The following is a 25272-nucleotide window of genomic DNA, read 5'->3' as shown; positions in this document are numbered from 1 at the left end:
GCGACGGGCAGACGGTTGGCGGCTACCCGGCTCCGAGGAGGACTTCGCTGCGACGCCAGGCCGTTGGCGATCGGCCCGTGAACTCGCGCCAGTCCCGGACGAGATGGGCCTGGTCGGCGTAGCCAGAGACGGTTGCCACATCGCCCCACGGGAGCGGGTCCTGCGCCGCCGCCAGTTCGTGCGCGTGCTCGAAGCGCAAGACTCGGGCGAAGGTCTTCGGTGACAGGCCCACCTCACCGCGAAACCGCTCGGTGAGGTACCGACGGCTCCAGCCGAGTTCCGCGGCGACCGCACCAACCTGGACGCAACCCCGCGCGGCGACGAGGCGGCGCCACGCCTCGGCTACCTCGGGGCGCACATGGTCGCCGCAGGCGCCACGGCCGACAGCTCGGAGGAGCAATTCGTCCAGCGCGGTGAACCGCGCCGCCCATGTTGTCGCCGATCGGAGCCGGTCGACCAGCTCGACGGCAAGCGCTCCGAGAAGCTCGTCAAGTGGGACCAGGCGGTGGGCGAGCTCGGCGGACGGCATGCCGTAGATGGCCCGGGCCCCGAGCGGTGTCAGCAATACCTTTACACCTTGCTGGCGTCCGTCGTGGTGAATCGCGACGGACCTGCACATCAGACCGCCGGCCACGCTGCCGAATCGGGTGACCGGTGACCCGTCGTCAACGCCCGCCGCCACCTCCAAAGGATCTGACAGGCTGATCACCGCAGTGAGCGCGCGGCTCGGCGGGCCGCAGTGCACCCCCGTCGGGAGCCCGCGGAGGTCGAAGCCGACATACGAGTCGACGTACTCCCGCAAGACGGGCGCCGGACGTGCACCGATCCCGGTGGCCGTGTGGTCCTCCATTTTCGTCAGTGTACGAGCCGCCCAGCCCAGGAAGATCACCATCCAAGGACTGATCACCACCGTTTGCGGCTGGTGACGATCCTGCTGGCTTATTCGGTCACGCGGCGAGGGAGAGGTCGAGGCGGGCAAGATGACTCACGCGAGTGCGGTCTAGCGGGTGGCCGCTCCACCAGGCATCAAACCGAATCAGGTTGAGCGCAACGGCGGAGAAGACGTGCTCCAGTTGGGTCTTCTGGAGGCCGAGGTATCGGGCACGTCTTATCCCGGTGACCGCGACGGCCTGGTGGATGGTTCCCTCGACGCCCGCGCGGGTTCCGTACTTGGCTCGCCACTGCTCGTCGTCCTGCTGGAGGCGGGCATGGTCGAGGACTTCTTGCATCTCGCGGGGTTGCAGGGAGAGGGTCCGGCCGCCGGTTTTCGAGCGAGTGCACTGGTCGCGTACTGGGCAGGGCCGACAGGTCTCCTTGTCGAACTTGATGACGATGGCTTTGGTGCCACGCAGGGTGGCGGGGCTCCACCAGGTGCTGGTGTCCCCGCGTGGGCAGGTAGCCTGCCGCTTGTCCCAGTCAATGGTGAAAGCGGTGGCGCCTTCTCCGAGTCCTGGCAGAAGCACACGGGCGCGGCGCCGGCACCTTTCTGGAAGACACATCTCTACCGTCTCGGCACGCTCACCCCGCCGCAGCCGTGCCCGGAGGGCCAGGGCCGCCCCACGGGCCGTAAGAACCGTGACCAAATCGTGCGCAGGCGCCGTGAGTTCTGCGTCGACGTCGGGGAGCAGCGTTCCATCGACTTGATCGACGCCGGCTCCTGGGAAGACTCGCGTTTCGGCGACAGGCACTTCATGTTCTGGGAGACCCCGGAGGGCGTCCCCGTCTCGATGGCGGCATCGACCTCGGTCGTCGACGGCATGGTCCGGGTGGATCCCGTCTGTACCCCGGCCCACCTCCGCGGCCGCGGCTACGCCGGAGCTGTGACGGTCGAGGCGAGCAGGGCTGCACAGGCCGCAGGGGCGACGGACGTCGTGGTTCGTCAGAACGAGCAGGGCGAGCAGGAGGTGGGTGGCGCGGGCGGGGTCGGCGCGGAGCCCGGTGAGGATCCGCCAGTTCTTGAGGTGGGCGAAGCCGTGTTCGACTGGTGCGCGTCCCACGGCGAGGACGCGGTTGGCTTCCTTCTGGCCGGGTGTGAGCTTGTGGGTGCGGGTGGCATGGAAGCCGGTGACGACCACGGGGTCGAGTACGTCGTTGTCCAGGCCGCGAAAGCCGAGGTCCGCCAAAGCCCCGAGGCCGGCAGCGCGCAGGTGTGCCAGGGCATGGCCGTGGCGCGCGGCGGTGTTGTCGTGGGTGCGGCCGGGCCGGGCGGCGGATAGCCAGATCAGCCGGCCCCGCTCGTCAGTCAGGGCGAGGAAGTGCAGGCCGTGACGGTGGTGCTTGCCGGAGTAGTTGCGCCGGTCGGCCTTCCCGGTGCGGCGCTGGGTCGGGTGTACACCCCAACACAGCTCAGAAATGGGCGAACTATGTCAAAGGCGAATGGAGTGCCTACCTCTCAGCCCGCATGGCCTCCGACGAGTAGCTACCCTCGGAATACTGCCTCTGCACCAGTCGGAACGTCCGCTACGCCTGCTCTACCTCGCGATCGTCATGCGATGCCCTCGACTGATGGCTCGGGGTGAGCCGGTTGACACGGTATACGTCCGGGACGCAGAGGTTGAGGACGGTCGCGACCGTGATCATTGCGGCGCAGGCCAGGAGGACTGCCTGGCTGTTCCACGAGTGGGCGGCGAGGGCGGTGATGAGGTAGCCGAGGGGAATGGCGAGGCGTTCCCCGACGCCGTTGAATGCACTCATGCGGCCCTGTTCGACCTGGGGCACATGCTGTTGGAATGCGGTGTTCCAGGCAACGATCGCGACATCGAGTCCGATACCCGCCAGCAAGGCGGCCACCAGAACGAGTGGCAGAGACAGACCGCAGGCCATGGCCGCCAGTGGGAGCGCGGGGGCGCCGGCCGTGATCACCGCGACGGTGAGCAGCCGGTACGGCTTCCAGCGAAGGCATACGAGGGTTCCCGCCAGCAGGCCGGAGGCGAAGGCGGCCTGGATCAGACCCCAGTCACGTGCTCCGGCGTACTGCCGCGCGGCAACAAGGGGGCCAAGAAGCTGGAAGCCCGCCAGCCAGGCGGCGACGAGCACTGTGCCGGCGGCGGTATAAGTCCACAGCCAGGTACGGGACCAGAAGCCTGTCCAGCCTGCCCGCAGATCGGCCAGGACGCCGGCGGGCGTAGTGGGCGGGGCTTCCAGGCGCAGACCGAGGAGCAGGACAGCCGCGACGGCGAACGTGAACGCGTCCCAGACCAGTGCCCACGCTGCGCCGCTCGCGGCGACGACGAACCCGCCAGCGACCGGCCCCAGCACCCTCACCGCGTTGCTCGGGAGCCTAAGCAACGCGTTGGCCTGCTGCAGGTGCTCTCCGGGGACGATCTGCGCGACGGCGCCTTGCGTGGCTGGAACGATGAACGAGGCCGCCGTTCCCGAGACGAAGCCGCACGCCGCAATCGAGGCAGTCGTCGCATGTCCCGTGGCCACGGTGACGGCCAGGGCACCCTGTGCACCTGCGGCCAGCAAGTTCCCAACGAAGAGAAGCCGGCTTCGGGACAAGCGGTCGGCGAAGAGGCCGCCCATGAGCAGGAACATGATCGTGGGGACGGTGTTCGTGGCAAGGACCAGGCCGAGAGACCCGGCTCCTCCACCCTGCTGAATGACGGAGTAGGCCAGCGCGAGAGGGGCCATCGCAGACCCGGTCGCCGAGATGAGACTGGCCGACGCGAACCGGCGGAAGGCCCCGATCCTCAACGGTGTGCTGACGATCTCCGGTGACGCGGCGGCGGTCTTCATGCTCTCCCTTGGGCTCGGCGCAGCGAGCACCCTGGTGCAGCAGCGCGCCGTGCGAGACGTCAGCGCCAGAGTTGGCCGAACAGCCGTCCACCTCAGGCGCCGGAGCAGTGAAACCTCAGGAGTACGCCGACATGCAGCGCCTTCGGAGATAGCCCAGGCATGGCAGCGGCCGACTCAATAGCAACCACCGAGCCACGAATACAGCAGCTCTCGAATACTGCTGCTTCATCAGTATGACGGCCGGGTGGAGACCGCCTGGTACACGGCGTGGGTGAAGGCCCCGAGAGCTGAGCTGCGGGTCAGCGGTGGGTGACGGTGAAGCCGACGTCGTTGACGGCGGCAGTCCACACGTCGCGGTCGAACCACTTGGCGATGTCCGGCTGCATCTCGGTGATGGTGCGCATCCGGGCTTCCCAGTCGTGTCCGCCCGGGCCGCGGCTGCCGTCGCAGCCGGTGCAGCCGTCCTCGCCGTGGATGTGGCCAGCCATCCAGGCGTTGACGGCCACGTTGACGATGACGCCGTACAGGTCGCCGCCGGTCTGGGCCAGAGAGTCGGGAACGCCGGCGAGGATCAGCGCCAGCTCGGGGTTGCCGACCGGCGGCATCGGCGCGTGGCCGGCGCCTTCCGCTGCGCTGCTCTCCTCGAAGGCGCGCGCGTTGTGGGCGAGACGGTCGGCAAGAGCAGAGGCGTCGAAGTACCTCCAGGCGGAGCGCTCCTGGATACGCAGCTGCTCAGCCACGGCGTTGATGTTCTTCTCGATGGTGTCCTCAACGGTCGACGGCGCCAGTGTCACCCCCCGGCGGGCCAGCTCCGCGAGCGTCTGGGCAACGGCTTCCTTGAACGCCTTCGTGTTCCGCACCACGGCATCGTAAGCGCGCTGGAGTCGCCACCGGACGGCTTCGCCTGCATTGACCTGCAAGGGCGCCCAGCCCACCGGCCGTCGTCAGTCCCTGCTGCCACCATCCGGTCATGCCTCTCGTCACCCGGGAGCGGGCCCGCTCCCTCTTCGCGGACCTGACGCACAACGCCACGGTCCCCTGGACCCCAACGAACTTCTGCCTGTGGCAGCACGGCCACGTCTTCTTCGGCGACATAGCGGTGCGCTGCTACATACACAAGGCGCGCTGGATGTACGGCGAACGGGACATCCGCGCCGCCGGCCGGACTTTCGCGGAGTTCGACGCGGACCTGGGACGACGTCGTCGAAGTGCAGCTGCCCGCGTACCGCGAGATCCCGGAACGGGCTCCGGAGGAGTGCACCATCCCGACTGGCGACGTCGGCTGATGTCATGGATGGTCGAGCGGGCCCGCAACAAGCTGCTCCGGGAGGAGCACCCGTACGAGGAGTGGGGCGCCTGGAGGGACATCGGGCCGAACGGCCTACCCGGCAACCTGACCTGGGAGGAGTTCGTCGCATCGAGCGGCCAGGCCAGGCACCTGAAGAACATCGCCGGCACCCGGCCGCTGCGCAGCAGCTTGCCTGGTCCGGTGAGACCTGGCTCCTGCCTCGCGCCTACACAGAGCTGCTGGACCGCTGGTGGCCCCCCGCACGCCCCACCTGCAACCGGCTGACTCGTTCGGGGCATGTACACCAGCATGAAGAATTCATTGGAGGGGCGACGCCAGCGGGCTCTGCGCGTGCGCGCGGCACGACGCTATGCGGCGACCGCCGGAACGCGCCGCAGGCCCCTTCAGATCCCCGCTTCGTCGGCGACGCGGCATGCCTTGTCCACGAGCGCATCGATGCGTTCCACGGTGGGCGTGCCTGTGGCACTCCTGTTCCTCGGTTCGTCGATCGCTCGCCTCATCACACCCTCGGCGATCACGGCCACCTTCCACAGCCCCAGCACGTGCCAGAACGTCAGTGCCGCCGGGTCGCGGCCTGTTTCGGCCAGATACGCCTGAGCAATCTCGGCACGGACCGGGAAGCCTTCGAGGACGGAGGCGGCAAAATCGCCTCCGGTTTCCTCCTCGCCCGGTTCCGGCCAGTACGCCAGCAGGCTGCCCATGTCCGCCAACGGATCCCCCAGCGTCGACAGCTCCCAGTCGAGCACCGCGGTCACCTCCCCGCTGACGTAGGAGGTGATGACATTACGCAGATGGAAGTCACCGTGTACGAGCGTCAGTTCGCGCTGCTCCGGGACGGCCGCCGCAAGGCGCCGGGTGAGGTCCTCGAGGGCGGGCAACTCGCGGGTCCTTGACTTCTCCCACTGGACCGACCACCGCTTGAGCTGGCGCTGCGCATACGGCTTGTGGCTGGCGAGACCGGTCAGCCCGGTCGCTTCGAGCTCGACCGCGTGGATCTTCGCGAGCGTGCGCGGCAGCGACATCCCGACCGCCCGGCGGCGCTCGGGCGTCAGTGACCGCGCGACCGACATCCTGTCGACGACCTGGCCGTCCACGAACTCCATGAACAGCAGCGGCACATCGGTCACAAGGGGATCATCGGTCAGCCCGAGCACCCGCGGGGTCGGGACGACGGTGCCCTCCAGAGCGGTCAGGATCCGCGCCTCACGGGCCACGTCGTGCGCCGACTCCAGCCGGTGACCCAGCGGGGGGCGCCGCAGCACCCACCTGCGGCCTTCCCGATCCCGCACCAGGTAGGTCAGGTTGGACTGGCCGACCCCGATCCGGTCGTAGGTCAGCGGTCCGGCGAAGTCGACGCCGAGGGTCCTGAACCAGCGGTTCACCGCCCCGGCGTCGATTCCGACGATGTCCGCACTAGACACCGATGCCGACTCCTTGCCTGAACGGGAGCGCGTCACCGAGCAGTTGCCCGCCGTCGATCACCATGGTCTCGCCGGTGATCCAACTCGCGGCGTCCGAGACGAGGAAGGCGACCGCCGAGGCGATGTCGGCCGGCTCCCCTATGCGCCCGAGCGCCATGGAGGCGGAGACAGCCTCCTCGTGCTCCTTCCACAGAGCCTCGGCCAGCTTGGTGCGCACCACACCCGGTGCCACCGCGTTGACGCGGATCTTCGGCGAGAGTTCCAGGGCGAGTTGCTTGGTGAGATGGATCAGTGCGGCCTTCGACGCGTTGTACAACCCGATGTTGGCCTCGCTGGCCAGGCCGCCGACCGACGCGGTATTGACGACCGCACCGCCGTGCTCGCCCATCCAGGCCCGGGTGGCCAGACCCGTCCACAGGACGGGAGCCCACAGGTTGACGTCGAAGGTCTTGGCGAACCGACCGTGGTCCTGGTCGATGACCGGGCCGAAGGCCGGGTTGGTTCCCGCGTTGTTGACGAGGATGTCCAGGCTTCCGAAGCGCTCGAGCGTCAGATCCACACAGCGCCGGGCCGCCTCTTCGTCGACCGCGTGCGCACCCACGCCGACCGCTGTGCCTCCGACCTGGGCCGCGGCTGCGTCCGCCGCCTCCTGGGAGCGGGAGGTGAGGACGACGTTCGCGCCGGCGGCGGCGAGGGCCTGGGCGATCGCCAGCCCGATACCGCGCGAGGCGCCGGTGACGACGGCGGTGCGACCGGTGAGATCGAGTCCCGCCATCTCAGCTCACCGCCGTCGTGGCCGTGTCGCGGTACTGCCGCAGCTCCTGCTTGGCGATGGCTCGCTTGTGGACCTCGTCGGGACCGTCCGCGATCCGCAGCGTCCGCAGGTACGCGTACATCATGGCCAGCGGGAAGTCGTCGGTAACGCCCGCTGCTCCATGCACCTGGATCGCACGGTCGATGATCTTCAGCGCGATGTTCGGGGCCGCCACCTTGATGGCGGCGATCTCGGTGCGCGCTTCCTTGCTCCCGACGGTGTCCATCAGGTACGCGGCCTTGAGCGTGAACAGGCGGATCATCTCGATGTCGATCCGCGCTTCCGCGATCCAGTCCTGGATGTTGGAGCGTTCCGCGATCGGAGTGCCGAAGGTCACCCGTGACTGCGCGCGGCGGCACATCAGCTCCAGCGCCCGCTCGGCCGCGCCGATCGCCCGCATGCAGTGGTGGATACGACCGGGGCCGAGCCGGGCCTGGCTGATCGCGAAGCCCTCGCCCTCGCCCTTGAGGACGTCCTTGGCCGGCACCCGTACGTCGTGGAAGTCGATCTCGGCGTGCCCCTCCCGGTCCTGGTAGCCGAACACCGGCAGGCCGCGCATCACCGTGATCCCGGGGGCGTCGATGGGGACGACCATCATGGACTGCTGCCGGTGCGGTGCGGCGGTGGGGTCCGTCTTCCCCATGACGATGAGCACCTTGCAGTTGCGGTGCAGGGCGTTGGACGCGAACCACTTGCGGCCGTTGAGCACGTACTCGTCACCGTCGCGCTCCATCCGCAGCTCGATGTTGGTGGCGTCGGAGCTGGCGACACGCGGCTCGGTCATCGCGAAGGCCGAGGCCATCGTTCCGTCGAGGAGGGGCTTGAGGTACTTCTCCTTGTGCTCGTCGCTGCCGAAGAGGGTGAGCACCTCCATGTTGCCGGTGTCGGGAGCGTTGCAGTTGCACGCTTCGGAGGCGATGTGGCTGCGCCCCATGATCTCCGCCAGCGGCGCGTACTCGAGGTTGGTCAGCCCCGGCCCCCACTCGGGGTGCGGGTGAAAGAGGTTCCACAGTCCGCGCCGGCGCGCCTCCGCCTTGAGTTCCTCGATGATCGGCGGGTGGAAGTGCGGGTCGCCCGACGCGAGCATCTGCTCGTGGTAGACCGCCTCGGCGGGGTAGATGTGCGCATCCATGAACTCCAGCAGATCCGCCTGGTACTTCTTGGCGCGGTCCGACATCTCGAACAAGGGCATCCGAACTCCTGAGGGGTAGAGGGAATTGGACTTGGCCGGCGGGTTCACGGCTGTGCCAGCAGGGAGCTCTGGTAGCGGCGCATCCCGCGCAGCCACCGGTCGTAGTCCGAGCCCTTCTGCCGGTACATCTGAAGAACGTCTTCGTGCGGCAGGATCAGGAAGCGCTCGTCCTCGATCGCGGCCAGGACGGCGTCGGCGACTTCGGCCGGCTCCAGGACGTCACCCGCGGACGTGACGGCCCGCGTCGCCGCTCTTCCCAGCGCGTCCCCGGAGTCCTCTCCGGAGGACAGCATCCGGGTGTTCACGCCCATCGGGCACAGGCAGCCGACCCGGACCCCGCGGTCGCCGTAGGTGACACTCAGCCATTCGGCGAAGGCGACGGCCGCGTGCTTGGTGACGGCGTACGTGGCGGAGCCGATCTGGGTGAGCAGCCCGGCCGCCGAGGCGGTGCTGACGAAGTAGCCCTCGCCGCGTTCGAGCCACCCCGGCACCAGCAGCCTCGCCGCACGGATGTGGGCGCGAAGGTTGACGTCGATCGAGAGGTCCCAGTCCTGCTCGCTCGCCTCGAGGCCGGGGGCCCCGGCGATGCCCGCGTTCGCGAAGTAGAGGTCGACCGGACCGAAAGTGTTCTCGGCCAGGGCGATCAGCTGCTGGATCTGGGCGGTGTCCGACGCATCGGCGCCGGCGCTGACGGTGCTTCCCGGATGGTCGGCGTCGACTCTCTCCGACACCGCCCGCGCGGTCTCGGCATCGAGGTCCGAGACGACGACTCGGGCACCCGCGCGAGCGAGCCGCGCGACCAGCGCGCCGCCGATGCCGCCACCACCACCGGTGACGATGGCGACTCTTTCTGCAACGTTCACGGCGGACCCTCTCCGTTGACGGCGTGCGAACTCCCCACCTGTATAATTGAATCCGACGTCAAGTTCAACATCTGCCCGCATGGTGCCGCAAGAAAAAAGCCGCCCATCCCCCGCGGGGATGAGCGGCTTTCAGGCAGGCGGATCAGTGGTGGCCGGGGAACCGCAGGGCGTTCGCCCAGAGCCGGGTCACCGTGGACACGAGTTCCTCGAAGTCCACCGGCGTACCTTCTTCCTGCCCCTCGCCGATCACGAAGGCGTGGTAGGCCATGACGCTGACCATCCCCGACAGGGCACGGGACGCCATCATCGGATCGACCTCACGGTCCGCGACACCCCGTGCCTGCAGTTCGGCGATGCCCCGGGCATTGCGGCGGATGAACGCCTCCCCGCGACGCCTTCGGAACTCACGGAACTCCGGCTCCACTTGGGCGACCTGCTCCAGCAGCGCCATCAGCTTCGCGTTCCGCTTGTACGCCGCGAGATACGCCCGGTTGCTCGCCTCGAGCACCGCATAGGGATCGTCGGTACCCTGCACCCGGCCCATGCCGGGGTGCATCATGTCCTCCTGCGCCTCCAGCAGGACGGCGGCAAGCACCTCTTCCTTGTTGGCGAAGTAGGTGTAGAAGGATCCGGCCGCGCAGCGAGCCTCCTTGGTGATGTCGGTCAGGCGCGTGTCGAGGTAGCCGTCCCGTTCGAACACCTTCCGCGCGGCCTTCACCAGAGCGGCCCGCGTCCGCGCCCCGCGCTGTGTCGTGGGCGGCTCGCGCAGCTGTGAGAAGGGCGCCACCGGCGGTGCCTGCTCGCTGTCGATCTCCTCTGGCGCAGTGGTGTCCATCCGCGGGACTTTACTTGAATCCGACGCCATAGTCACAAATCCCCAAGGGGCAGGCGGGCCCGGTCGATGTCCCGGTCTCCGAGGTTCAGCGGCGGGCGGCAGCGTCGCCGAGCGCGCTGTCGCGGTTGAAAGCGCTGCGGTCGATGGACCGCTTGAGGATCTTCCCCGTCGGGCCCTTGGGCAGCGCGTCCACGAACCGGACGATGCGTGGGATCTTGTAGGCGGACAGCCGCTCCCGTGCCCAGCCCGACACCTCGGCGGCACCGAGTTCCGAACCGGGCCGGGTCGCGATGAGCGCGGCGACCTCCTCGCCGTAGTAGTCGTCGGGAACGCCGATCACGGCTGCCTCGACGATGTCGGGGTGCTCGTAGAGAACCTCCTCGACCTCACCGGGGTAGACGTTGTAGCCGCCGCGGATGATCAGGTCCTTGATACGGTCGACGATGCGCAGGTCCCCGTCCGTGTCCTTCTCGCCGAGGTCGCCGGTCCTGAACCAGCCGTCGGGTGAGATCGCCGCGGCGGTGTCCGCGGGGCGGTTCCAGTAGCCGCGCATCACCGTGGGCCCCTTGATGTGGACCTCGCCGACACTACCCGGCGGGCACTCCTTGCCGTCGGCGTCGCGCACCCGGACCTGCAGCCCCGGGACCGCCCTGCCGGTACAGCCGGTCTTGCCGCCGCGGTCGATGTCGTTGAAGGTGCCGAACGAGGTGGTCTCGGTGAGCCCGTACCCTTCGAGAATCGTGCAGCCGAATCGGGCCTCGAAGGCCCGCGCGATCTCCCCGGGCAGCGAGGCGCCGCCGGAGACGGCGACACGGAGCTGGGCGAAGTCCGCCGGGTTCGCGTCGCCCGCCGTGTGCAGCATCGCGTTCCACATGGTCGGCACGCCCGCCATGATGGTGAGCCGGTCGCGGCGCAGCATCTCCAGCATCGACGCGGGGTCGAACCGGGCCAGCAACGAGATCGAGCCGCCCGCGGTCAGGGCCGCCATCAGGACCGACGCCTGGCCGAAGACGTGGAACAGCGGGAGTCCGGTGCCAATACGGTCGGTGCTCGAGGCGCGGCTGCACTGGGCGCCGATCTCCCCGGCGGACAACAGGTTGCCGACCGTGAGCTGGGCCCCCTTCGGCCGTCCGGTGGTGCCGGAGGTGTACAGGATGGCCGCGGTCTCGTCACGGTCCCGGTCGACGACGTCGGCAGGGGTTGCTCCGGTGACCGGCACGCCCGGGGACAGCGTCCGGAAGGGCACCTTGAGTGCCGCGGCCGCCTCGGCGACGGCGGGGCCGAGGGCGTGCCATGCGATCGCCGACGAGCACCCGGCGTCGCCGAGAACGTACTCGACCTCGGCCCGGGTGGCCATCGTGTTGACCGGCACCACGACACAGCCCGCGGCCTGGATCCCGAGGTAGGCCACCACGAACTCGGGCACCGACGGCGCCGCGAGCAGCACCCGGTCCCCGGGGGACAGGCCGGCGGCGGCCAGGGCCCCGGCGTACCGGAGGCTCGCGTCACGCAGCTGAAGGTAGGTCCACTGATCGCTGGCGCCGCGCAGGGCGATGTTGTCGGGAGTGGCGGCCGCGTGGCGGCACACAGGATCGAAAACGCTGGTCATGGGTGGTGCCTTCCGGGGGTGTGAGCAGATGTCGGTGCGGCTCTCGCCCTCGCCGATCGGTTGGGTTGGCCCGGCCTCCCCGGCAGGCCTTCAGCCGGGGGGCCGGATGACGCACCCGGCTGCGCCGATCCGCCGAGCGGTCAGGTGGTGATACCGAAACGTTCGGCGAGTTGGCGGCGGGTGTCGGCCGCACCGGTGTGCAGCACGCCCCCGATTCCGATCCGCGCCGCCCCGTCGAGGTTCTGTTGCAGGTCGTCGATCATGACCGCCTCCCCGGGATCGACGCCGAGGCGTTCGCATGCGATCGCGTAGATCCGCCGGGAGGGCTTGCGGATCCCGACCTCGGAGGAGATGACGACCACATCGGCGACAGCGGCGAGGTCGACCCCGTCGTAGGTGCCGGTGCCGAATGAATTGGACACCAGCGCGACGGGACGACCGGCGGCTCGAAGATCACCGAGCAGCGCCAACATGTCCTGGTCGATCGACATCCCCGCCTGCATCCGGGCGGTGAGGCCCTCGGCCGGCACGTCGGCGCCGTGGACGCGGAGACGCTCGGCGAATCCTCGCTCGAAGGCCTCGGCGTCGATACGGCCGCACTCGTGGTCGGCCAGGAGGGTACGTGACTGCTGGTCGCGGGCGAGGAGGTCCAGCGGCAGGCGGGGATCACCGCCGAGCGAGGCGCCGAAGTCGGTGAAAGCCTGCAACACGCTGGAGGTGATGACCCCGCCGAAGTCCACCAGGACCGCGGTTCGGTCCTTCCCCATCACGCGACCTCGAACAGTCCGGCAGCGCCCATTCCGCCGCCGACACACATCGAGATCACTACATACCGGACGCCTCGGCGCTTGCCCTCGATGAGGGCGTGCCCCACCAGGCGGGCACCGGTCATTCCGTACGGATGGCCGACCGAGATCGCGCCGCCGTTGACGTTGAAGCGCTCAGGGTCGATGTGCAGCTCGTCCCGGCAGTACAGCGCCTGGGAGGCGAACGCCTCGTTGAGTTCCCACAGGCCGATGTCGTCGATGGTGAGGTTGTGCTGCTTCAGCAGTTTCGGAATGGCGAACACCGGACCGATGCCCATCTCCTCCGGCCCGCAGCCGGCCACGGTCACACCCCGGTAGACGCCCAGCGGTTCCAGTCCGCGGCGCTCCGCCTCCCCCGCCTCCATCAGCACCGACGCCGAAGCCCCGTCCGACAGCTGCGAGGAGTTGCCCGCCGTCACGCTGGAGTGCGCGCTCACCTGACCGTCGGGCAGCACCGGCGCCAGCCCGGCCAGGCCTTCGAGCGTCGTCGACGCGCGATTGCCCTCGTCCCGGGTCAGGGTGACCTCCTCGTCCCGCACCTCCCCGGACTGCTTGTCGAGCACCTTCTTGACGCTGCTGAGCGCGACGATCTCCTGGTCGAACCGGCCGGCCTCCTGCGCCGCCGCGGTGCGCTGCTGCGACACCAGCGCGAACTCGTCCTGGCGCTCCCGGCTCACGCCGTAGCGTTCGGCGACGATCTCCGCCGTCTGCAGCATCGGCAGGTAGATGCTCGGCTTGTGCTCGACCAGCCAGGGATCCGTCATGCGGTGGGTGTTCATGTGGTCGTTCTGCACCAGGGAGATCGACTCGACACCGCCGCCGACCGCGACCTGCATGCCGTCCGTGACGATCTGCTTGGCGGCCGTGGCAATGGCCATCAGGCCCGACGAGCACTGGCGGTCGATCGTCATCCCCGACACTGCGTCCGGAAGTTGGGCGCGGAGAGCTGCCTGGCGCGCGATGTTGAAGCCGGAGGAACCCTGCTGCACGGAGCAGCCGAACACGACGTCCTCGACTTCGCCACCCTCCAGCCCCGCACGCTGCACCGCGTGCCGAAGGGCATGAGCGGCGAGTTCCTGCGCCTGGGTGTCGTTGAACGCGCCGCGGTAGGCCTTTCCGATCGGCGTCCGTGCCGTCGAAACGATGACTGCTTCCCTCATGTCGCCTCACTGCTTCCTGTTGGTCCGGTTCGTCCGGGAGCTCCGGGGCCGAAATGCCGAGCTCCGTGAGCCGGGCTCGATGCGAGGAGGCGGCACCGAACGCCAACTGCGGCGCTGCGAACGCGCATTGACCGTCTCCTCCGTTGACCGATGACAGCACCATGGCCGCGGAAGGGACGGAGAACCGGCCTCCGGGTCGGTTATAGTTGAACTCGGCGTCATGTTCAACCATGACCGCGAGCCGCTCGGTCTTGACAGCCCGCCTCCCTGCCTGAAGGGTACCGACCAGTCGGTATGAAGAGGTGGGTCGTGACCGAGCTGAGCATCTCCACCGGTGCGGGCGTGTTCGACGCGATCGTGGCGGGTCCGCGCGAGGGCCGCCCGGTGCTGCTGCTGCACGGGTTCCCGCAGACGGGACTGGTGTGGCAACGGCAGATCGCGGCGCTGGCCGCCCGCGGCTACCGAGTGGTGGCACCCGACCAGCGTGGGTACTCCCCCGGCGCCCGCCCCCAGCGGCCCGAGGACTATCGCATCGGCCTTCTCGTCGACGACGTGGTCGCGATCACGGAGGAACTTGGCTGGGCGGCCTTCGACCTGGTCGGCCACGACTGGGGAGGCGCGGTGGCCTGGTGGACCGCTGACGCCCACCCGGGGCGCGTACGTACCCTGACGGTCGTCTCCACCCCGCACCCCGGCGCCCTGGCCACCACTCTGCGCACCGACGAGGACCAGCGCGGTCGCTCGCACTACATGATCGACTGGCGCGAAACGCCCGCGACCGAGGAACGCATGCTCGCCAACGACGCCGAAGCGCTTCGCGCCGCATACGCCGGAAAGGTCCCGCAGGACAAGGTCGACGCCTATGTGCGACACCTGTCCCAGCCGGGCGCTCTCACCGCCGCGCTGAACTGGTACCGGGCGGGCCGCCCCGACGGCGCGATCGGCGTCATCGACGTGCCCACGCTGTACGTCTGGAGCACGGAGGACCGCGCATTCGGCCCGGTGGCCGCGTGGGAGACCGGTAAGTGGGTCAACGGGCCGTACCGGTTCGAGACCCTCCACGGCGTCAGCCACTGGGTCCCCGAGGAGGCGCCCGAAGCGCTGAGCCGCCTGCTGCTCGACCACCTACGAACACACGGCGCGAACTGAACCGCAGCTGACAACCCGTTCGTCGACTCCCGAAGAGGTGACCCCATGAAAGCAGCGCGCGCGGCCTGGCGCCGTCTCGAGCCCGTACACGCCATGATCTACTTCGCCCCCGAAGCGAGGCGACGGTACGCGGATCTCGGCCTCAGCGGCCGGGCCGGGTACTTCACGTCCCGGAGCGCCGCCTTCGGCCGAGCGCCGGCCGAGCTGATCATCTCGACCTTCTACAACTTCAACCCCGGCTTCGTACGGAAGGCGGTCGACGGGGCCTGGGACGCAGCGACCCCGCAGCAGGTCCTGGACGCGCGGCACACCGCTGCCGACGAGGCCCTGCGCCGGGCGGGAATCCACGAACTGCCCACCTTGGACGAAGTCCTGGCACTGACCCGCAGGGCCGCCGAGGCCGCCTGCGAACTCACACAGGGCCGCCCGCTGTTCGCCGCGCATGCCGCGCTGCCCTGGCCGGACGAACCGGTGCTGCAACTGTGGCACGCCCAGACGCTGCTCCGGGAGTTCCGTGGAGACGGCCATGTCGCGTGCTTGCTGAGCGAGGGCGTCGGAGGCTTGGAGTCCCTGATTCTGCATGCTGCCACCGGTGAGGTTCCCGTCGACTTCCTCAAGGCGAGCCGCGCATGGCCCGAGGAGGAGTGGGCCGACACCGAGGAGCGCCTGCGCGAGCGAGGTCTCCTCGACGGCGACTCCCTCAGCCCGGAAGGCGTACGCCTGCGCCAGCGCATCGAGGACCGCACCGATCACCTCGCCCTCCCCGCTTACGCCGCCCTGGGTGACCCCGACTGTGAGCGGCTCGCCGAACTCGCAAGCGCCTTCGGCCGAGCCGTCGTCGACGCCGGTCTCCTCAGAGTCGGCTGACCGGGTACGGCAGCGGCGGGGTAACGAGCCACGCTGTCCCAACGACGCAACGACGCAACGAGGACTGCATCGTTGATGTCGTCGCGTACCAGCCCCCGTCCCTCGACGGCGGCCAGGCCCTTCGGCCCGTGTTTCCTCGCGAGTCGACCGTATGACGCAGGCATCGGCGCAGGACCGCGACGCGCGGTCCCTTGACGCGATGCTCGACACCGCCGGCGAGCTGATGTCGCGCCACGGCTACGCCGCCACGTCCATCTCGATGATCTCCGCCGCGTGCGGTCTGCCCGTCAGCTCCATCTACTGGCACTTCGGCAGCACGGACGGGATCTACGTCGCGGTGCTGGAGCGAGCCAGGACCACGCTGCTGGCGGCCCTGTGTCAGTGGCTGTGCCTGGCGGACTCTGCCGCCGTGCTTCGGGGCGTCGAAGTCCACGGTGCACCGCCGGTTCCTGATCTGGTCGCGGGCGGGTGTCTGGGTACGGCTACACCGGAAGGTCCTCGAAATGCTCGCCGGCCAGGGCCTGGCCGACCTGTCCCGGGCGGTACTCGACTCCGCCCACGTCCGCGCCAAAAGGGGGGGGGGGGGTGAACTTGCAGGTCCGTCGCCCGTGGACCGGGGCAAGCCGGGTTCCAAGATGCACATCCTGCCGGACGCGAACGGACTGCCCCTACGCGTCGGCCTCTCCGCGGCCAACACTCACGACAGCCTCGGACTGAAGCCGATGGTCGCCCATTTCCACATAGGACACGAATCCCACAGCGACCATTCCAGGCCCCAACGGCTGCACGCCGACAAAGCCTATGACCTGCCTGGCCTGCGGCAATGGCTCCACAGCCAGCACATCGGCGTCCGTATCGCCCGCAAGGGAATCGACTCAAGCGAAAGACTGGGCCGCCGGCGGTGGGTCATCGAGCGCACGATCTCCTGGCTGACTGGCTACCGCCGCCTGTCACCCCGCTACGAGCGCCACCCGCGCAACTACCTGGCCTTCCTCGGACTCGCAGCCGCCATCTGCTGCTACAAGCGCTTCCTCAAACCGACCATGTAGGACACGGCCTTAGCCGCAATGTCCATTTGCAGCGTTTATCAACCATCTCGATGTCGTTTTGGGTGCATGTTCCGTTGGGAAAGCTGCCTTGCGGTAACGAGTCGCCGGCCCACGCCACCCCACTACGACGACCGGGCTCACCCGAAAGTGAGTAACAGGTGTGACACCCGGTTTCGATGCGCGGCCGATCCTTGCGACGTGGCCACGGCCGGTCTCGTGCTGCCGCAAGAAGGTGGCGCTGTGCCCTCTCCTCGGGCCCGCACCCCTCATGTCAGTCGCACCGCGTTGCTCGTCAGCTCTCGTCGGCCGCCGAACGTTGACTTGATGGGGCCTGCCGGCCCGGGGTGACCTTGCGTAGGTTGGCCGATCGTCTGCGTCTTGATATTGAGGGGGATGGGGCGATGGCAGGTCGGCACGAGGTGCCGGTGGATCCGGCCGCGGGGCCGGTGCAGCGGTTTGCGCAGGAGCTTCGCAAGCTGAGGCAGGAGGCCGGCGGCCTCACCTACCGGGTCATGGCTCAGCGTGTGGAGTACTCGGTCACCACGCTGTCCCAGGCCGCGGCGGGCCAGAAGCTGCCCTCTTTGGACGTGCTGCTGGCCTACGTGCGCGCCTGCGGCGGGGATGAGGCCGAGTGGCGGGAGCGCTGGCGCGGGGCGGCCGCACAGGCTGCGGCCGTACCCGGCGAGGGCGGTGCCACGGACCCGCCTCCCTATCGCGGTCTGGCCCGCTTCGAGCCGGTGCACGCCAACCTGTTCTTCGGCCGTGAGGGGCTGACCGGCCGACTACTGGACACGGCCCGGGACCGCCGCTTCACCGCCGTGTTCGGCCCGTCGGGCATCGGCAAGTCCTCGCTGCTGCGCGCCGGGCTGATTCCCCGGCTCCGCGCAGGTGATGACCCTGCCCTGCGTCCGGCGGCAATCCGCGTCCTGACTCCCGGTGAGCACCCGGTGCGCACCCACGCGCCCCGACTGATCCCGGTGCCGGACGCGGACGCGGAGACCTGGCTGATCGTGGATCAGTTCGAGGAGCTGTTCACCCTGTGCCGGGATGCCACCGAACGCGCCGACTTCATCGAGCGCCTGCTGGCCGCCGCCACCCCTGGCAGCCGACTGCGCGTGGTCGCCGCGGTCCGGGCGGACTTCTACGCACACTGTCTGGAACACTCCAACCTCACCGCGGCGCTGCGCGATGCCACCGTTCCGGTCGGCCAGATGGACCGTGAAGAACTACGGCAGGCGATCGTCAGACCGGCCGCCGCGGCCGGGCTCGTCGTGCAGCGCTCGCTGACCGCGCGGCTGCTGGACGAAGTCGAGGGGGAGCCGGGCGCGCTGCCGATGTTGTCGCACGCGCTGCTGGAGACCTGGCGTCACCGCACCGGCCGCACTCTGACCGAGGCCGCCTACGAAGCCGCCGGCACCCTGCACGGTGCCATCGCCAAGACCGCCGAAGAGGTCTACAGCCGCTTCACCGAAAGCGAGGCGGGAACCGCCCGCCGTCTGCTGCTGCGCTTGGTCACCCCTGGCGACGGCACCCCCGACACCCGTCGGCCGGCCAAACGTGCCGAGTTGCAGGCCACCAGCGGCCAAGGGACCGCTCAGGTTCTGCAGGCACTGTCCGCCGCGCGCCTGCTCACCTTCGACAACGATGCCGTTGACCTGGCCCACGAGGCCCTGCTGACCGCCTGGCCCCGGCTGCGCGGCTGGATGGAGACCGACCGCGAACGGCTCCGCGCGCACCGGAAGCTGACCGAAGCCGCCCGGGCATGGGAGGAGATTGGTCGTGACCCGGGGGCCCTGTACCGGGGCACCCTTCTCGACACCGCGCAAGAGCACTTCAAAGGTGAGTCCGCGAAGGACCTGACGGATCTGGAACAGGACTTCCTCACCGCCTGCATCACCGGCCGCGAGCAGGAGCAACACCTCGCGGCCCGCACCGTGCGGCGACTGCGCGCCCTCACGGCGACACTGTCCATCCTGTTGATCCTGGCGGTCACGGCGAGCCTGCTCGCCTGGCAGCAGCGTCACGACAGCGACCGGCAGCGGCAGAAGGCCGACACTGCGCGGCGGACTGCACTGTCCCGGCAGTTGGCCGCCCAGTCCGCCGCCCTCATCAACACAAACTCCGATCTCGCCGCGCTCCTCGCCATCCACGCCTACCGCAGCAGCCCCACAACACAGGCCGTGGAGAGCCTCTACGCCGCGACGACCATCCCTTTGCGCCACCGTCTCACCGGCACCCATGGCGCCGTGGTGTCGGTGACGTTTCGTTCTGACGGCCGCCTTCTGACCGCAGCCGACGACGGCACAGTACGTACGTGGGAACCCCGTACCGGCCGACTTCGCAAGAGCTTCTCAGGCAGCGTTTTCGTCCCCGCGGTGTTCAGCCCGGACGGCCGCACCATCGCCACCACCGACGAATCCGGCGGCCTGACACTGTGGGACACCCGCACCGGCCGCGCCCACAGACGACTGCCGGATATCGACGCCTCCCCGGCGGCGTTCAGCCCGGACGGCCGCACCCTGGCCACCAGCGACAGAAACGACGGTATGAAGCTGTGGGACACCCGCACCGGCCGTCACCGTTACAGCCTTGCCGCCGGCTCGAGCATCTCATGGACCTTCAGCACGGACAGCCGCACTCTCGCCACCGGCGACAACGCCGGCGGAGTGACACTGTGGGACACCAGTTCCGGCCGCAGCCGTCGAACCCTGCCCTCCCATGCCTCCCCGGTCAGCGCGTTGGCGTTCAGCCCGGACGGCCACACCCTGGCCACCAGCAGTTCCGGCGCCGGACTGGAACTGTGGGACACGGACACCGGCCATCGCCGTAAGACCCTGGACGCATACATAGCCCCCGTCGCCTCCATGGCGTTCAGCCCGGACGGACGAATCCTCGCCACCGGCAGCAACGATCACGTCGTCAGACTCTGGGACGCGAACACCGGCCGCCTGCGCAGCAGCCTGACCGGACACACCGGCGCGGTACTCACGATGGCGTTCAGTCCCGACGGCCGTACCCTCGCCACCGGCAGCGCCGACCGCTCCATCAGGCTGTGGGACACACCAGCCGAGCAGTCCAGGATCCTCTTTTCCGAACACATCAGGAAAGCGGCCTCAATGGTGTTCAGTCCAGACGGACGGACAGTGGCCACCAGTAGCGACGGCCGTCAGGCAGTGCAGCTGTGGGACGCCGGCACCGGCCGTCTCCGCACCGCTCTGCCCTGGCCCGGGAAGACCGGCGCCCTTCCCGTGCTGGCCTTGAGCCCTGATGGCCACATCCTTGCCAGCAGCAGCCTCGCCCGCGGGGTCGAGTTGTGGGACGCGGACACCGGCCGTTTCCTCAAGAGCCTCGTCAGCTACATCGGTAAGCCGTTCACCTTGAAGTTCAGCCCTGACGGCCGCGTTCTTGCCACCAGCAGCCTTGCCCGCGGCGTCGATCTCTGGGACGTAGCCACCGGCCGTCTCCGCCACAGCCTGACCGGACCGGCTGCGGTACCCGCGTTGGCGTTCAGCCCGGACGGTGACACACTCGCCACCGGCAACGCGGAAGGAAACGTGCGGCTCTGGGGCACAAGAAGCGGTGAACCGGGGCGCGCGCTCACCGGACACACCGGAGCAGTACTTGCAATGGCGTTCAGCCCTGACGGCCGCACGCTCGCCACCGGCGGCGAGGACCGCACCATACGACTGTGGGACCCCACCGACGGCAGCAACCGCGACAGCATCCCCGGACACACCGCCCCTGTACTCGTGGTGGCGTTCAGCCCTGACGGCCGCACGCTCGCCACCGGCGGCGAGGACCGCACGATACGACTGTGGGATCCCACCACGGGCAGCAAGCGCATCACGCTTGCCCAACTCACCTCTGCTGTCAGCGCCTTCGTCTTCAGTCCGGACGGTCATACTCTGACCTCCACCAGCGACGACAGCACGATACGGGTGAGCAACGTCGCCCTTACCACACCCAGCACAGCGATCGACAAAATCTGCCGAGCCCTGGACCGCAACCTCACCCGGCAGGAAAGCCGGATGTACCTGCCGGACCAACCTCCGCATGCCGCCTGCCCCCACCAAGCGTGACGCTCGACCACAGCACCGCCATCGCCCCCAACGAGTCGTTCGGAGAAGCGCACCTGTTCCGGCGAACCCGTGCCAGGGGTGCATGAACAGCACAGGTTCCGGCAGCAACTCGGATGCTGCATGATCGGAGGATGTTGGTCGAAGTGGAGAAGGTTGCAAAGTTCCCCGGGAGTCCCTGGCTGGCCCAGATCCGGACGTCCTTCGGAAGGACGGCTGTCCGCTGGTGCGGTGAGCCGAAAGCGCAGCCGGGCGAGTACCACGTCGAGTGGACAGTCGATGAGGACATCGTCTGGGGGCGGAATGCGAAACCGGCCGCCGATTCCGGACCGGGAGGCCGGCCCGGCGGACACTGCGTTGTCCTGCGAGGACGGCTGAACCCCGCAGAGGGTGGTTCCGCCGTACTGGACCTGGACGGCACTCTGATCCCGCTGGATCTCACTGATCCGCTGCCCGAGGACGTCGCCCATACCTGGGTCGAACTCTTCATCGAGCGCGAGAGAATCAGTCTCCACCCCTACGAACTCTGACCACAAGAGCCGCCGCACCCATCGCGGCGAGACCTCGGCCCCTCCGGCGAGGATGGCTCCGGTAGCCGGTGTCGAGGCCGCCCGCGCCGAAGCGACCAGCCCGAAGCGATGAGCCTGCGGGAGATGGAGGGAGACGGGGCTCAACCGCTGCTCGGAGGATCCCATCAGCGGTCCCAGCCACCCCTCAAGAACCGACTCGCGGCCATCGAACGAGGCCGGGACGATGCTTCCTGAGCCACCACCGGTACTGATCCGTCATCCGAAGCAAAGATCGACGTTCTTGTCGATGCAGATACGCAGCACGACTGAAAGCTGCTGGGCGTCTTCTACGTGTCTCACCATTCCTGCATCGAGAGGTTCCGAGATCCACTGCCCGAGGATCGCCTCCAGCCTGGGGAGAACAACGCCGCAGTCATGGGGGGACAGGTCCTTGCTGTGATCGTCCGGATGGTTGAGAAACGGCTCCAGCTCGGTTGAGACCTCTGTCCACGACCGGTCTCCTCCGAAGCCGATCATCTCGCCGAGGTCGAAGCCTTCCGCGCGGGCCAGCCGGCGACGGAACTGGGCGAAGCCTCCGTACGAGAAGCAAGCGTCCGGCCCATCGACGTCACCGTCACCGGGAAACAGACACAGCCCCATGGCACCCCCCTTTTTTTCCTGGATGCACATGGTCGATGACCCCGGTGCCGACGGCAACGGCATATCTGCTCCGTACTTGGTGGAGCGCTTGACGCAATAGTCGACGGCCCAAGACCGGCGGAGACGCTGGGGCTGCGACCCGGGTATGGCATGAGGACGGCTGGGTAGGCGTGGCCACCAGATGCTTCCGCGCCGCCCCTGGGAAGCGCGTCACGCACTGTGGCGTGATCACCACAGGGACGGCGGATTGAGCAAGGAGAAGAAGTATGAAGCTCACCCGCCGTATCGCGTTCGTATGCCTCCCCGCTCTCATCGCCGGGGGCGCCGTCGTGGCCGGTAGCGGCTCGGCCACGGCGGTTGGCTCCCAGGGGAGCGAGCACCTCATGGTCCGGAGCACCGCCGTGGGCGCCGGGCAGGGCACCGACGGCCACCGGACTGCGCGCCAGGCCACGGACCCGTGGATCACCGACCAGCTGGAGATGTTCTTCCCCTCTGAGAGCGGGCGTGCGACGGTGTTCGATCCCTGGGTGAAGGACCAGATCGCCCTCTTCCAGTCCACCCTGAACAGCGCGCCGTCCAGGTAGGCGACCGCGGCACGATGACCGCGGGCCGCCGGCACCGCCGGGCGCCTTCCAAGTGACGCTCTCATCATCCCTGCGGATGCCTGGCACGACCCCTCTGACCAGCGCCTACGGCCGCCATCAGGACCGCGTCCGGTTCCCGGGCATTGGATATCGAAGAAGAGCACCAGGTCAGAGCGGGCAGACAGTCCCGTCCCGAGCTCCGACGGGTTGCAGTCGAGCCGGAAAGACCCGCCATGTGCCTGCCCGCAATCCAGCCTCGTCGGACACTCGTGGATGTCCATCACGACCGGGCCGGGCAGATGCGGGTGCGCAGCTTCGGGACCCGTCACCTCCGAGGACGACGGCGTCTGCCGCCCGCAGGCCCGACCGGGTCACGGCGCTCGTCCTGCTGGCGCCCACGTTCCCGCCCCTACCAGCCACGGGCGTGTCGTGCTGGTCCCGGGCGCGCACTCCTTTCCGCACGCATCTCCGGGAATCACCCCGGCTGTGCCGGGGCAGGCCGGCGTACTGGCGGGCTTCCGCCACCTCAGGCAGCGGCACACGTTCTCACTGCCGGGCGAGCTGGACCGTGGGGTGTGTTTCGTCGCCGGCGAGCACGGCATCGACGGTCCGAGAGAACTCGAGGAGTTTGTCGGCGCTCAGCCCTGCGGCCGTGTCCAACGGTCCCTCCGAGGCAACCAGCCACGACTGGTAGTCGCGCAGGAACTCCCGGAACTGTGCGACACGCCCGTCGTCGGTGAGATAGTCGTCGGCGCAGACGTCCGTGAGGCCGTTGGGCTGGCGCCCGATCGACCTCAGCCAGAACGCCTGCCATTCGCGCAGCCACGGCACCGCGCGGTAGGTGGGATTGGCCTCGACGTACATCGCTGCCAGCGCCATGAACGTCTCCTGCTGCACGTCGTGCGCGTGCGCCCAGTGCTCGCGGAACCTGAACATGGACCAGCTCATGGGATGTCCGCCTTTCCGTGTCCAGGCCGGCCCCGCAGACCGGTTCCATGGGGCAGCCGCCGTCGGACGGCCCTCGTCCGGCCGTCGCTCACGAACAGCGCCGGCGACCGTGACATGCACGGTAACCCCCCCCCCCCGGGGCCCACGGCTTCCGCGGTTTTGCGTCACGCCGGTGCCGTCGCGGTGAGAGGCCGCAGAATACCCTCGGGGCGCTCATGCGTTCGAGCAGGGTGGGCGCCTTGGAAGTCGGCAAGGGGGGACTTCATGGCTTCGTCGGCCGACGGCTGGCAGTTGCGGGTGCACGAGCTCTACTGGGAAGGCGTGGGGGCACGCACGCAGGCCTCCCGAGCCGAAGGCGCCGAACGCCGCCGGCTGCATCTGCGGTCGCTGGACCGGCACAGCCAGGCGGCAGGAATCCTGCGCGCGGAGCTGGACGCCCGCCCGGACGAACCGCGGCTGAACGAACAGCTCGCGTCGCTGCTGTACTCCATGGGTTCCTCGCAGACCGCCGTGGACCTGATCGACGAGGCCCTGGCGTCCCTCGAGGAGAGCGAGAGCCGCTACGAGCGATCCCAGCCTGCCTCAACGGAGTTGGCGACACGCATCGGCGACGTCCGTGCACGCCGCGCCATGGCCCACTCGGTCGCCGGGCACGCCGCATCCGCGCTCACCGACGCCGATCTGGCCGTAGAGGCGTACGTGGGAGCTGGGTTGCAGGCCGCGGGTCCTCCCCTCTCGCTGGACTTCGCCCGCCTGCTCAGCCTGGTCGCGGTCGTGCAGGCACAGCACGGTGACCCGGACCAGGCCCTGTTCTGTGCCGGACAGGCCCTGGGCCGATACCAGGATGCGATCGACACCCTGGTAGCCGACCCCGACGCGCACATGGACTACGCCAACGACATGGCCGCGGCGGTTGCTTCACGGATCGAGGCCGCCCGTGCCAACTGGGACTACGCCCTGGCCGTGGACGGCTTCACGCTGAGCACCGCCGAGCAGGGTTGGGGCGACCTGGCGAGTGCGCTGGCCCGCACAGGCGTGCACCTGCGCGCCGCGGGCCGCCCAGCCGAGGCAGCGCCACTGCTCGCCCGGGCGCACTCCCTCGATCCGGCCGCCGTTCCGGCGCAGGAACGCATCCTTGCCGAGGGCGTACCGGTCACTCTCGGCGAGGCGGTCCTGCGCGCGGGAGCGGTCTTGGGCGAGTCCGTCGAGGCCCTGCATCGTGTTCTGACCTCCGGCGAGTCCGCCTCGGTGACGGGCCGGTTGCCCCATCCGGAGGCGGCCCCGCCGTCTGCCCGGCGCCTGGGGCAACTGGCAGCGGGTCTGCGGGAGTCGGAGTGTGACCCGGATGTCGCCTGGCGGCTCGCGCTGGAGAGCCATCTGTTGTACGACAGCGCGTTCCGGCATTTCGCCGGGGATCCGCGAAACTGGCTGCGGGAGCACGGCGAGGGGTGGACGCAAACCGGGATCACCGCCCTGCATCTGGCCCTTGCACAGGGCAACGAAGCGGTTTACGACGACTTGCGCCGCCCGCTGACAGTGCTGTCCGGGCGCCTGGAGGAACTGGCGAAGGCGGGCCATCCTGTTCCTGCGGCTGCGGAGCTGACGCGGATGACAGCAGCACGCAGCAGCCGGGTCACCCCGGAGACGCTGCGTGCTTCCAACCGGACGGTCAGGGAGTAGAAG

General features: G+C 69.0%; 21 protein-coding genes and 4 pseudogenes. 10 read left to right on the top strand and 15 right to left on the bottom strand.

Annotated elements, in window-relative coordinates:
- Positions 1-22: 22 nt before the first annotated feature.
- Together ACZ7DL_RS30495 and ACZ7DL_RS30490 are read right to left on the bottom strand one after the other, a co-directional pair.
- Positions 23-850, bottom strand: coding sequence for an AraC family transcriptional regulator (locus ACZ7DL_RS30495; protein ID WP_470779010.1), 828 nt, complete (start codon positions 848-850; stop codon positions 23-25).
- Positions 851-947: 97 nt separating this feature from the next.
- Positions 948-1499: a transposase gene (locus ACZ7DL_RS30490; RefSeq protein WP_470779072.1), complete on the bottom strand. Its 552-nt coding sequence runs from the start codon at positions 1497-1499 to the stop codon at positions 948-950.
- Here ACZ7DL_RS30490 and ACZ7DL_RS30485 point away from each other — a divergent pair.
- A pseudogene (locus tag ACZ7DL_RS30485) lies at positions 1431-1877 on the top strand (GNAT family N-acetyltransferase); the annotation flags it as partial. The gene ACZ7DL_RS30490 and the pseudogene ACZ7DL_RS30485 overlap by 69 nt on opposite strands.
- A 57-nt stretch (positions 1878-1934) precedes the next feature.
- Here ACZ7DL_RS30485 and ACZ7DL_RS30480 read toward each other — a convergent pair.
- The 3 genes and pseudogenes from ACZ7DL_RS30480 to ACZ7DL_RS30470 form a co-directional block, all read right to left on the bottom strand.
- Positions 1935-2261 (bottom strand): annotated as a pseudogene (locus ACZ7DL_RS30480) (transposase family protein); the annotation flags it as partial.
- A 199-nt stretch (positions 2262-2460) separates the two neighbouring features.
- Positions 2461-3738 (bottom strand): MFS transporter, encoded by a 1278-nt coding sequence (locus tag ACZ7DL_RS30475; protein WP_470779008.1) that lies wholly within the window; start codon positions 3736-3738, stop codon positions 2461-2463.
- 299 nt (positions 3739-4037) lie between these two features.
- Positions 4038-4598 carry a hypothetical protein gene (locus ACZ7DL_RS30470; protein ID WP_470779006.1) on the bottom strand — a complete coding sequence of 187 codons (561 nt, stop codon included), beginning with the start codon at positions 4596-4598 and terminating at the stop codon, positions 4038-4040.
- Between the two features lie 110 nt (positions 4599-4708).
- Here ACZ7DL_RS30470 and ACZ7DL_RS30465 point away from each other — a divergent pair, with 110 nt between their 5' ends.
- Positions 4709-5311, top strand: a complete 603-nt coding sequence (locus ACZ7DL_RS30465) for a hypothetical protein (RefSeq protein ID WP_470779004.1) — start codon at positions 4709-4711, stop codon at positions 5309-5311.
- A gap of 119 nt (positions 5312-5430) precedes the next feature.
- Here ACZ7DL_RS30465 and ACZ7DL_RS30460 read toward each other — a convergent pair whose 3' ends face one another.
- The 8 genes from ACZ7DL_RS30460 to ACZ7DL_RS30425 form a co-directional block, all read right to left on the bottom strand.
- Positions 5431-6468, bottom strand: coding sequence for a phosphotransferase family protein (locus tag ACZ7DL_RS30460; RefSeq protein WP_470779002.1), 1038 nt, complete (start codon positions 6466-6468; stop codon positions 5431-5433).
- Positions 6461-7243: an SDR family oxidoreductase gene (locus ACZ7DL_RS30455; RefSeq protein WP_470779000.1), complete on the bottom strand. Its 783-nt coding sequence runs from the start codon at positions 7241-7243 to the stop codon at positions 6461-6463. The genes ACZ7DL_RS30460 and ACZ7DL_RS30455 overlap by 8 nt, the downstream gene beginning before the upstream one ends.
- Position 7244: 1 nt before the next feature.
- Positions 7245-8474: an acyl-CoA dehydrogenase family protein gene (locus tag ACZ7DL_RS30450; RefSeq protein ID WP_470778998.1), complete on the bottom strand. Its 1230-nt coding sequence runs from the start codon at positions 8472-8474 to the stop codon at positions 7245-7247.
- 44 nt (positions 8475-8518) lie between these two features.
- A complete protein-coding gene (locus ACZ7DL_RS30445) occupies positions 8519-9337 on the bottom strand; it encodes an SDR family oxidoreductase (protein WP_470778996.1) in 819 nt (272 codons plus the stop codon).
- A 142-nt stretch (positions 9338-9479) separates the two neighbouring features.
- A complete protein-coding gene (locus tag ACZ7DL_RS30440) occupies positions 9480-10172 on the bottom strand; it encodes a TetR/AcrR family transcriptional regulator (RefSeq protein WP_470778994.1) in 693 nt (230 codons plus the stop codon).
- A gap of 85 nt (positions 10173-10257) precedes the next feature.
- A complete protein-coding gene (locus ACZ7DL_RS30435) occupies positions 10258-11781 on the bottom strand; it encodes a class I adenylate-forming enzyme family protein (RefSeq protein ID WP_470778992.1) in 1524 nt (507 codons plus the stop codon).
- A 140-nt stretch (positions 11782-11921) separates the two neighbouring features.
- Positions 11922-12548 (bottom strand): HAD family hydrolase, encoded by a 627-nt coding sequence (locus ACZ7DL_RS30430; RefSeq protein WP_470778990.1) that lies wholly within the window; start codon positions 12546-12548, stop codon positions 11922-11924.
- Positions 12548-13747, bottom strand: a complete 1200-nt coding sequence (locus ACZ7DL_RS30425) for an acetyl-CoA C-acyltransferase (protein ID WP_470778988.1) — start codon at positions 13745-13747, stop codon at positions 12548-12550. Before ACZ7DL_RS30425 ends, ACZ7DL_RS30430 begins: the two co-directional genes overlap by 1 nt.
- 318 nt (positions 13748-14065) lie before the next feature.
- On the opposite strand from ACZ7DL_RS30425, the gene ACZ7DL_RS30420 reads away from it, so the two are divergent.
- The 6 genes and pseudogenes from ACZ7DL_RS30420 to ACZ7DL_RS30395 all read left to right on the top strand — a co-directional run bounded on the left by ACZ7DL_RS30420 (position 14066) and on the right by ACZ7DL_RS30395 (position 21418).
- Positions 14066-14896, top strand: a complete 831-nt coding sequence (locus ACZ7DL_RS30420) for an alpha/beta fold hydrolase (protein ID WP_470779070.1) — start codon at positions 14066-14068, stop codon at positions 14894-14896.
- A gap of 45 nt (positions 14897-14941) precedes the next feature.
- Positions 14942-15763 (top strand): SCO6745 family protein, encoded by an 822-nt coding sequence (locus tag ACZ7DL_RS30415; protein WP_470778986.1) that lies wholly within the window; start codon positions 14942-14944, stop codon positions 15761-15763.
- 151 nt (positions 15764-15914) lie between these two features.
- Positions 15915-16091, top strand: a pseudogene (locus tag ACZ7DL_RS30410) (TetR/AcrR family transcriptional regulator); the annotation flags it as partial.
- Positions 16092-16140: 49 nt separating this feature from the next.
- Positions 16141-16812 (top strand): annotated as a pseudogene (locus ACZ7DL_RS30405) (IS5 family transposase); the annotation flags it as partial.
- Between the two features lie 401 nt (positions 16813-17213).
- Positions 17214-20891, top strand: a complete 3678-nt coding sequence (locus ACZ7DL_RS30400; RefSeq protein ID WP_470778985.1) for an nSTAND1 domain-containing NTPase — start codon at positions 17214-17216, stop codon at positions 20889-20891.
- Positions 20892-21034: 143 nt separating this feature from the next.
- The gene (locus tag ACZ7DL_RS30395; protein ID WP_470778983.1) at positions 21035-21418 is read left to right on the top strand and encodes a hypothetical protein; all 384 of its coding nucleotides are present in this window, start codon (positions 21035-21037) and stop codon (positions 21416-21418) included.
- A 255-nt stretch (positions 21419-21673) separates the two neighbouring features.
- On the opposite strand, the gene ACZ7DL_RS30390 is transcribed toward ACZ7DL_RS30395, so the two are convergent.
- Entirely contained in the window at positions 21674-22057 is a 384-nt protein-coding gene (locus ACZ7DL_RS30390; protein ID WP_470778982.1) for a hypothetical protein, read from the bottom strand.
- Between the two features lie 266 nt (positions 22058-22323).
- Here ACZ7DL_RS30390 and ACZ7DL_RS30385 point away from each other — a divergent pair, with 266 nt between their 5' ends.
- Entirely contained in the window at positions 22324-22641 is a 318-nt protein-coding gene (locus ACZ7DL_RS30385; RefSeq protein WP_470778980.1) for a hypothetical protein, read from the top strand.
- A 546-nt stretch (positions 22642-23187) separates the two neighbouring features.
- Here the strand turns inward: ACZ7DL_RS30385 and ACZ7DL_RS30380 are convergent.
- Positions 23188-23589, bottom strand: a complete 402-nt coding sequence (locus ACZ7DL_RS30380; RefSeq protein WP_470778978.1) for a hypothetical protein — start codon at positions 23587-23589, stop codon at positions 23188-23190.
- Positions 23590-23853: 264 nt separating this feature from the next.
- On the opposite strand from ACZ7DL_RS30380, the gene ACZ7DL_RS30375 reads away from it, so the two are divergent.
- A complete protein-coding gene (locus tag ACZ7DL_RS30375) occupies positions 23854-25269 on the top strand; it encodes a hypothetical protein (RefSeq protein WP_470778976.1) in 1416 nt (471 codons plus the stop codon).
- Positions 25270-25272: the final 3 nt, after the last annotated feature.

The sequence above is a fragment of the Streptomyces sp. NPDC036984 genome, from assembly GCF_055607665.1.
Note: the sequence above shows the minus strand (reverse complement) of the source record. Positions and strands in the feature narration are given on the sequence as shown.